This is a genomic window from Syntrophorhabdaceae bacterium, assembly GCA_028713955.1.
Lineage (GTDB): Bacteria > Desulfobacterota > Syntrophorhabdia > Syntrophorhabdales > Syntrophorhabdaceae > UBA5609.
Window position 1 is genome coordinate 1 of record JAQTNJ010000160.1, and the last position, 7,183, is coordinate 7,183.

The 7,183-nt window shown below is 47.0% G+C and carries 8 protein-coding genes; 2 read left to right on the forward strand and 6 right to left on the reverse strand.

Annotated features, from left to right (window positions below; all coding sequences use genetic code 11):
- Positions 1-133: 133 nt before the first annotated feature.
- The 3 genes from PHU49_12230 to PHU49_12240 form a co-directional block, all read right to left on the reverse strand.
- The gene (locus PHU49_12230; protein MDD5244775.1) at positions 134-334 is read right to left on the reverse strand and encodes a type II toxin-antitoxin system VapB family antitoxin; all 201 of its coding nucleotides are present in this window, start codon (positions 332-334) and stop codon (positions 134-136) included.
- A 243-nt stretch (positions 335-577) separates the two neighbouring features.
- Complete coding sequence (locus PHU49_12235) at positions 578-886, reverse strand: MarR family EPS-associated transcriptional regulator (protein MDD5244776.1); 309 nt, start codon at positions 884-886, stop codon at positions 578-580.
- Between the two features lie 73 nt (positions 887-959).
- Positions 960-1,325 carry a four helix bundle protein gene (locus tag PHU49_12240; GenBank protein ID MDD5244777.1) on the reverse strand — a complete coding sequence of 122 codons (366 nt, stop codon included), beginning with the start codon at positions 1,323-1,325 and terminating at the stop codon, positions 960-962.
- 729 nt (positions 1,326-2,054) lie between these two features.
- Here PHU49_12240 and PHU49_12245 point away from each other — a divergent pair.
- The gene (locus PHU49_12245) at positions 2,055-2,270 is read left to right on the forward strand and encodes a dodecin family protein (protein ID MDD5244778.1); all 216 of its coding nucleotides are present in this window, start codon (positions 2,055-2,057) and stop codon (positions 2,268-2,270) included.
- 129 nt (positions 2,271-2,399) lie between these two features.
- The gene (locus PHU49_12250) at positions 2,400-2,555 is read left to right on the forward strand and encodes a four helix bundle protein (protein MDD5244779.1); all 156 of its coding nucleotides are present in this window, start codon (positions 2,400-2,402) and stop codon (positions 2,553-2,555) included.
- Between the two features lie 247 nt (positions 2,556-2,802).
- Here the strand turns inward: PHU49_12250 and PHU49_12255 are convergent, their stop codons facing one another.
- From PHU49_12255 to PHU49_12265, 3 genes are all read right to left on the reverse strand, one after another.
- Positions 2,803-4,191 carry a glycosyltransferase family 2 protein gene (locus tag PHU49_12255; protein MDD5244780.1) on the reverse strand — a complete coding sequence of 463 codons (1,389 nt, stop codon included), beginning with the start codon at positions 4,189-4,191 and terminating at the stop codon, positions 2,803-2,805.
- A 504-nt stretch (positions 4,192-4,695) separates the two neighbouring features.
- Complete coding sequence (locus PHU49_12260; GenBank protein ID MDD5244781.1) at positions 4,696-4,983, reverse strand: GIY-YIG nuclease family protein; 288 nt, start codon at positions 4,981-4,983, stop codon at positions 4,696-4,698.
- A 163-nt stretch (positions 4,984-5,146) separates the two neighbouring features.
- Positions 5,147-7,183: thiamine pyrophosphate-dependent enzyme (locus PHU49_12265; GenBank protein ID MDD5244782.1), on the reverse strand; the 2,037-nt coding region annotated here is incomplete at its 5' end.

Genomic DNA, 7,183 nt, shown 5'->3' on the forward strand with positions numbered 1-7,183 from the left:
TGGAGAACCTCCTGCAATATGAAGGAGTTTATTCCAAAGGGTATCTCCTGCTGCAGAATCATTTCAAATTTCTTGCTGCCTACAGTTTTAACACCTTTAAAGAAGTCGATCAGAACGGATGTATCAACGAGGATCATTTCCCCTCTCGCATCGCCTTGTAATCGTACCTTTTCGCAAACTTAATTTTACCTGAAAGATCGAGAAGGTTGCGGCGCTTACGGTTATCAACAAACTCCTGCAAGGCTTTATGGATAAGCTCCTTTTTGGTCTTTGCGTTGCTGAGCCTCAATGCCTCGTCTATCAGGCTTTCATCAAGGACGACGTTCGTTCTCATAATACACCTCTTTGTGTGTATATGTATACACCTTTACGTGTGGCTTGTCAATGTTTTCAATACTTTTCCTCACGCACACTCACTTCGTTCGTTCGAGACGCTGAGGTTAAGGCAGCAGAGAGCAAAGAGCTGAGAGTTTGAACATATTCTCGCTCGTTGTGTTTTGACCTTCACTCTTCGCTCTATATACCCTATGCTCCCCGCTGATGTACCCTGCGGCTCTGCGAGAGGCAAGAGAAAGGGTTATTGTTCATTTTTCAAGGTTTCGATTTCGCGTTTAAGCTTCTCATATTCTGCCATTTTCCTATGGATGAATTCCTGGGTCTGTTTCACCTTCTCGCTCATGCCCTTTGGCGTCAGGATATAGATATATCCAATCTTATTTTTTGAATTTTTGAAGCGCTGGGCCTTTACATAACCTTTACCGATGAGGGCCTGGATGACATAATTCACGCTGCCCAGGCTTAAGCCCAGTTTTTCCGAAAGCTCCCGCTGGGTAAGATTACCGTTGGATGAGAGCTCGCGGAGGGTTTTGAAGTGGGATTCGTTCAAGGCTTTTAAGGAAAGGTTAAGGTTAAGGCTAAGGTTAAGGAAAATACAAATGAATAAGGCATAAGGGAAAGGTTTAAGTTTTCTTTTGTAAAGAACTGATCAAAGAATTTAATTCTTTCCACACATCTTCGATCAGACCAACAAGCTTCTCGTGTTCAGCTTTAGTAAGGTATTGTACTTTATGTCCATATATTAAATGATTCTTCGTCTCAGCAAGAGAACCCCGCGAATCATAATAAAAGTTTAACTTATCTTTCGTGTGTTTTCTCCCAAACCCTTCCGCAATATTACCGGGAATAGAGAGCGCGGATCGTCTTATTTGAGAAGTTAATCCGTAATCTTCTTTCTTTGGCAGTTTTTCAGTAAGTTTAAAGACTTCTATGGCCAATTCCATGGCTTTTTGCCACACAGGCATATGTTCGAAAGAATCGTAACCCATAAGAGAAAGACAAGTTGAAGCTAAGGTTAAGGATAAAGCTGAGGAAAATTCAAATGCATAAGACTGAGGCTGAGTTTGCTTGACCTTAGCCTAAACCTGCCCTTTGGACAGGCTACCGCCGTAGCATTTGATAGAAAATGAAGAATTACAACTATTTAGAGTCTGTTCAGACACTGAACAAAGTAAATGCTATGCCGATCGTATAATAATGTCAAGCAAGAAATGCAGCGGAGGGCGGGAGGGCTGATTTCAGATTGTAGATTGCAGATTGCAGATTGGCGGAGAGTTGAGGGCTGATTTCAGATTGTAGATTGTAGATTGCAGATTGGCGGAGAGCTGGGGGCGGAGAGCTGATTTCAGATTGTAGATTGCAGATTGGCGGAGAGTTGAGGGCTGATTTCAGATTGTAGATTGTAGATTGCAGATTGGCGGAGAGCTGGGGGCGGAGAGCTGATTTCAGATTGTAGATTGCAGATTGGCGGAGAGCTGGGGGCGGAGGGCTGATTTCAGATTGTAGATTTTAGATTGGCGGAGAGTTGAGGGCTGATTTCAGATTGTAGATTGCAGATTGGCGGAGGGCGGAGAGTTGAGGGCTGATTTCAGATTGTAGATTGCAGATTGCAGATTGGCGGAGAGTTGAGGGCTGATGTGTGCTGAAAACAGTTGACACAATTTGTTCTTCCTGCTATTTCTTTAATGAGTATCATGAATAATTAAGGAGGGTGGCGTATGAGGTCTGAAGGCAGAGTAGCAAGGGTTACAGAGATTGTTGCAGGTTCTCCTAAAAGCTTTGAGGATGCCATCGTGGTGGGCTTCAAGAGGGCATCGAAGACATTGAGAGGCATTACCGGTCTTCGCGTGAAAGAACAGCGTGCCAGGGTGGAAGATGGGAAGATAGCGGAATACAGGGTAACGCTGGAAGTAATTTTTGTGCTGGAGAGCTGAGGGCGCGAAGCGCTCTTCTGCATAGCGCATAGCGCAACATAGGAGCGCAGAGAGTATAGTGTCATTTAAACACAGCAGAACGCATAGCGTTTAATGTGTATAATTTAGTAGAATAACTTCCATACTACAATGACAAAATTTAGATTTCAGGATCTGGAAATATGGCAAGAAGCCATAGAAATAGGCAATATTCTTTTTGATATTGCAGACAACCTTGAAGGGAAAAAACTCTACCGGTTCGCTGAACAGCTTCGTGGTGCAGGGATGAGTACCTCGAATATATAGCAGAAGGATCTGGTTCAGTTTCGAGAAAAGAATTTTATCAGTTTCTTAATATTGCACGACGGGGTACTTTCGAAAATGTCAATATCCTCATTATATTAAACAGTCGAAACTTAATCGATAATGAGCTACTTGAAACTCTTCTTGATAAATTGGATCATTTATGCCGTAAAATCACCAATTTTCAAAAATCTATTCATTAACTGATTCCTTACGCTAAATTTATGTTCGATACGCTATGCGCTTTGCGCTATGCGGTAGTACGCAGTCCTGCGGTGGGTGGGCAGGAGGCGAGGTGCCAGATGAGGACCTTCCAGTAGTAGACGTAGCGTCTTCGGATGCTCTTGCTGATGAGGAGAAAAGGGAGGAGAGAAAGAACGAGGATGACAATGATGGATTTTAAGAAACGCACAGCCTGAAAAGAGCGGTAATAAAGGGCGCTGTGGTGTTTTTTGATGAATTTATAGAGCGAGATATTGTACTCGATCCTGCCTTTGATCCAGTTCTTCCCCACTGTTCTCCCCTGGAGGTGGATGACTTTTACGTCGGGGAGGAGGACCACCCTGTAAGGCGTGAGGAGTAAGGCGTTAGGCGTAAGGGAGCTGATTTCAGATTTCAGATTGCAGATTGCGGATTGTTCATGGCTGGCAGCTGACGCCTGATCGCTGTCTGCTGACGACTGACGACTGACGACTGATTGCTGTTTTGCGCGCACGCAGAGATCCGTTTCTTCAAGGAAGAAAAAGAACTGTTCGTCAAACCCGGAAAGTTCCTGGAACAATGACCTTCTTATCATGATGGCTGCACCGATAAGAGAAGGAACGTCGAGAGCGGAGGGCGGAGAGCTGATTTCAGATTTCGGATTGTAGATTGCAGATTGTTCATGGCTGGATGCTGGGGGCGGAGGGCTGATTTCAGATTGCCTATTGCTGGAGGCTGTCTGCTGGGAGCTGGGAGCGGAGGGCGGAGGGCTTATTTCAGATTTCAGATTGTCGATTGCAGATTGTTCATGGCCGGAGGCTGGGGGCGGAGGGCTGATTTCAGATTTCGGATTGTAGATTGCGGATTGCTGAGAGCTGGAGTCTGTCTGCTGCCTGCTGACCTCCGGCCTCTGACCCCTGACCCCTGACCCCTGACCCCTGACCCCTGACTGCTTCCGACGGAACGGGAGTATCTCGGTGAGAAGGGATGGGATAGAGGCGAATGAACGCTGAGGCCGCATATCAGGGTAAACAAGCTGCGGCCCGCATATTCCAACATCATCATTTTTCTCCATAAACTCAAGCATCTTCACAATCTCGCCTTCGATGAGGATCGTGTCTGAATTGAGAAGCAGTACATACTCCCCTGTTGATTGATTGATCCCCTGATTCGCCGATGCCGCAAAACCCATGTTTTTATCGTTCCTCACGTAAGCTGCCCATGGGAATTCGTTGTGCACCATGTCTCCTGTTCCGTCAGCAGAGGCATTATCGATGATAACAGTCTCCTTCACGGACGGCTTGAGGGATCCGTCCTTTTTGATGGAATGCAAAAGCTGTTGCAGAAGCTCTTTCGTATCTCTGGTGATGATAACGATCGACAATATATCCTTCAGGTTTGTCGGGTTTGTTGTATTTATTGAGTTTGTTGAGTTCATCCGGCTTATCCAGTCTACCACGTTACATCCGTAATGAGTAGGTCGTCATGAGATTGCCACGTCGCTTCGCTCCTCGCAATGACAATAAAGGGTGAAGGCTCCTTGTAGTGACGGAATGGGAGGCTCCTTGTAGTGACGAATGGGAGGCTCCTTGTAATAACGAATGGGAGGCTCCTTGTAGTGACGGAATGGGAGGCTCCTTGTAATAACGAATGAGAGGCTCCTTGTAATAACAAAATGGGAGGCTCCTTGTAGTGACGAATGGGAGGCTCCTTGTAGTGACGGAATGAGAGGCTCCTTGTAATAACAAAATGAGAGGCTCCTTGTAGTGACGGAATGAGAGGCTCCTTGTAGTGACGGAATGGGAGGCTCCTTGTAGTGACGGAATGAGAGGCTCCTTGTAGTGACGAATGGGAGGCTCCTTGTAGTGACGGAATGGGAGGCTCCTTGTAGTGACGAAAGGAAGGAAACCCTTGTTGTCATTGCGAGCGCAGCGTGGCAATCTCATATTTTATTATATAAATCAGTCCATTTCATATTCAACGTATTAATCAGATCAACCTTCTTGTGTCGTGTGCCGGATTTTAACTGCTTTTCTCGTAATATTGCATTTTCCGGATCATCATATACTTCATAATAGACCAATTTAACGATATTATATCTTTTCGAAAATCCATCTATTAATTTCTCTTTATGCTGAAAAACCCGTTTTTTTAAATCGCTTGTCACACCCGTATAAAGAACCTTATTATATTGATTTGTCATAATATATACATAGTATTGTTTTTTCATTTAGTCTCTACATTCATGAGATCGCCACGTCGCTTCGCTCCTCGCGATGACAAAAAGGAAAATGCTGATTGCTGATAGCCTTTTGCTGATTGCTGATAGCCTTTTGCTGATTGCTGATAGCCTTTTGCTGATTGCTGATAGCCTTTTGCTGATTGCTGGAGGCTCATAGCTGATTCTTTATGAAATACGTATCCTGAAATCTGAAGAGTCCCTTTCCCTGTTTGCCCATGGTACATGCAAAAAGACACATGCCGCACCGCACGCACAGGCCTTCGTCGATCTTCACCTTGTTGGCGGCGTCATCAAAGGACATGGCCGGGCAGTCAAATAAGGTCATACAGCTTTTGCAGCCGATGCAATCCCTTTCGATCGGCACCCGTTCAAGCATATCCTTTCGTTTTTCCTTCGCGTAGAGGATACATTCCCTGCGGGCGATGATAACGGCAGGACCTCTAAGCTGAGAGCTGGGAGCGGAGAGTGGAGGGCTGATTTCAGATTGCAGATTGCAGATTGCAGATTGCTGAGAGCTGGGAGCGGAAGGTGGAGGGCTGATTTCAGATTTCAGATTGCAGATTGCAGATTGTTCATGGCGGGAGGCTGGGGGTGGGGAGCTGATTTCAGATTGCAGATTGTCGATTGCAGATTGTTCATGGCTGGAGGCTGGGGGTGGGGAGCTGATTTCAGATTGCAGATTGTCGATTGCAGATTGTTCATGGCTGGAGGCTGGATGCTCGATACTGGTCGCTCGATTATCGATGATCGATGATCGATTATCGGTATTCGAAACTGTCTGCTGGCTGCTGAGGTAATCATAGGCTTCATGGATTGTGGAGATCATGAGGGGTATATCGTAAGGATCAAGGATCCTTAAAAATTCGACACCAAGGCCCCTGACAACATCCTCTATCTTCATCGCATGGGTATGTGAGCCGTCTGCCGTTATGCCGGTCTGGGGAGTCGGCTGCATCCCCGTCATCGCCGTGGTGCCGTTGTCCATAATTACGAGGACAAATCTCTTTTGTTTCTTCACCGCGTCGTACAGGGGAGCCAGGCAGGAATGGAAAAATGTGGAGTCCCCCGTGGAGGCAATGATCGGGATCAAGGCACCATCCTGGACATGGGTATCATGGAAACCGGATGCAATGTTTACCCCTGCCCCCATATCAAGACACGTATCGACAGCCCCCTGGGCAATACCAAGCGTGTAACAACCAATATCCCCCGGGAAGACAGCTTCAGGAAAGGCATATCTCATCGCATAAAAGGAGGCCCTGTGAGGACAGCCGGCACAAAGCTTGGGGGGCCGCGGCTGCATCCGCACCTTTTTTAATGTCTCTTCGATAGCACGGTCTGGGACAAATTGTACTTTTCCCATCTTTGTTTCATTTATGACCCTCGTGATGACATCCCTGATAACGTCATAGGTAAGTTCTCCTGCCCCCGGCACATAACCGTTCCATCTGCCAAAGATCTTCTTTGAATCGCCGATGAGGGCCTCTATTACCATATCGGTCTCTTCGAGGACAAGAATTTTATCAACGTTGTCGATAAAATAACGTAAGGCGTCAAACGAATTGAGCGGAGGGTGTGAGGGGTGAGGCGCACCACCCTTATTGTCATCGCGAGGCGTAGCCGTGGCGATCCCCTGAGTGAGATTGCCGCGTCGCTCCGCTCCTCGCAATGACAGAGGGAAAGGTGCTCGCAATGACAAACCGCCTCGTTCTGCGGACTCGCAATGACTACCAAGGGAACTACCGGCTGCTGATCGCTGAGTGCTGTCTGCTGATAGCTGAAGCACCTTATAGACAGGGATAATGTCGGCGAGGCCGAGTTCCGAGAGGACATCCATGGCAATTGAGCAGGACATGCCTGAAGCAACAATTCCCAATTTGCCGGCAAATTGGGAATTGAGTTCAACGTTCAACGTTCTATGCCTGCCCTCGAATGGCTCTATCGGGGGTTCAACGTTAGACATTTTACTGTCATCGCGAGGAGCAAGGCGACGTGGCGATCTCATCCCTTGAGATTGCTTCGCCGCGCTCGCAATGACAAACATATCACTATCCGCTGATGGCTGATCGCTGACGACTGATGACTGATTTTGTATTCCTTCCTTGAGGGTGACCTTGCGCTTGCCGATGGGATAGAGGGGGACGGGTTCGCGCGCGTGGCTCACCCTGTGGGTGGACCGTACAATAAC

Excerpts from the sequence above, each read along its gene's own strand:
- PHU49_12240 (MDD5244777.1), bottom strand. The coding sequence starts at position 1,325 with ATGGGTTACGATTCTTTCGAACATATGCCTGTGTGGCAAAAAGCCATG.
- PHU49_12260 (MDD5244781.1), bottom strand. The coding sequence starts at position 4,983 with ATGAAAAAACAATACTATGTATATATTATGACAAATCAATATAATAAG.
- PHU49_12255 (MDD5244780.1), bottom strand. The coding sequence starts at position 4,191 with ATGAACTCAACAAACTCAATAAATACAACAAACCCGACAAACCTGAAG.
- PHU49_12245 (MDD5244778.1), top strand. The coding sequence starts at position 2,055 with ATGAGGTCTGAAGGCAGAGTAGCAAGGGTTACAGAGATTGTTGCAGGT.
- PHU49_12250 (MDD5244779.1), top strand. The coding sequence starts at position 2,400 with ATGACAAAATTTAGATTTCAGGATCTGGAAATATGGCAAGAAGCCATA.
- PHU49_12230 (MDD5244775.1), bottom strand. The coding sequence starts at position 334 with ATGAGAACGAACGTCGTCCTTGATGAAAGCCTGATAGACGAGGCATTG.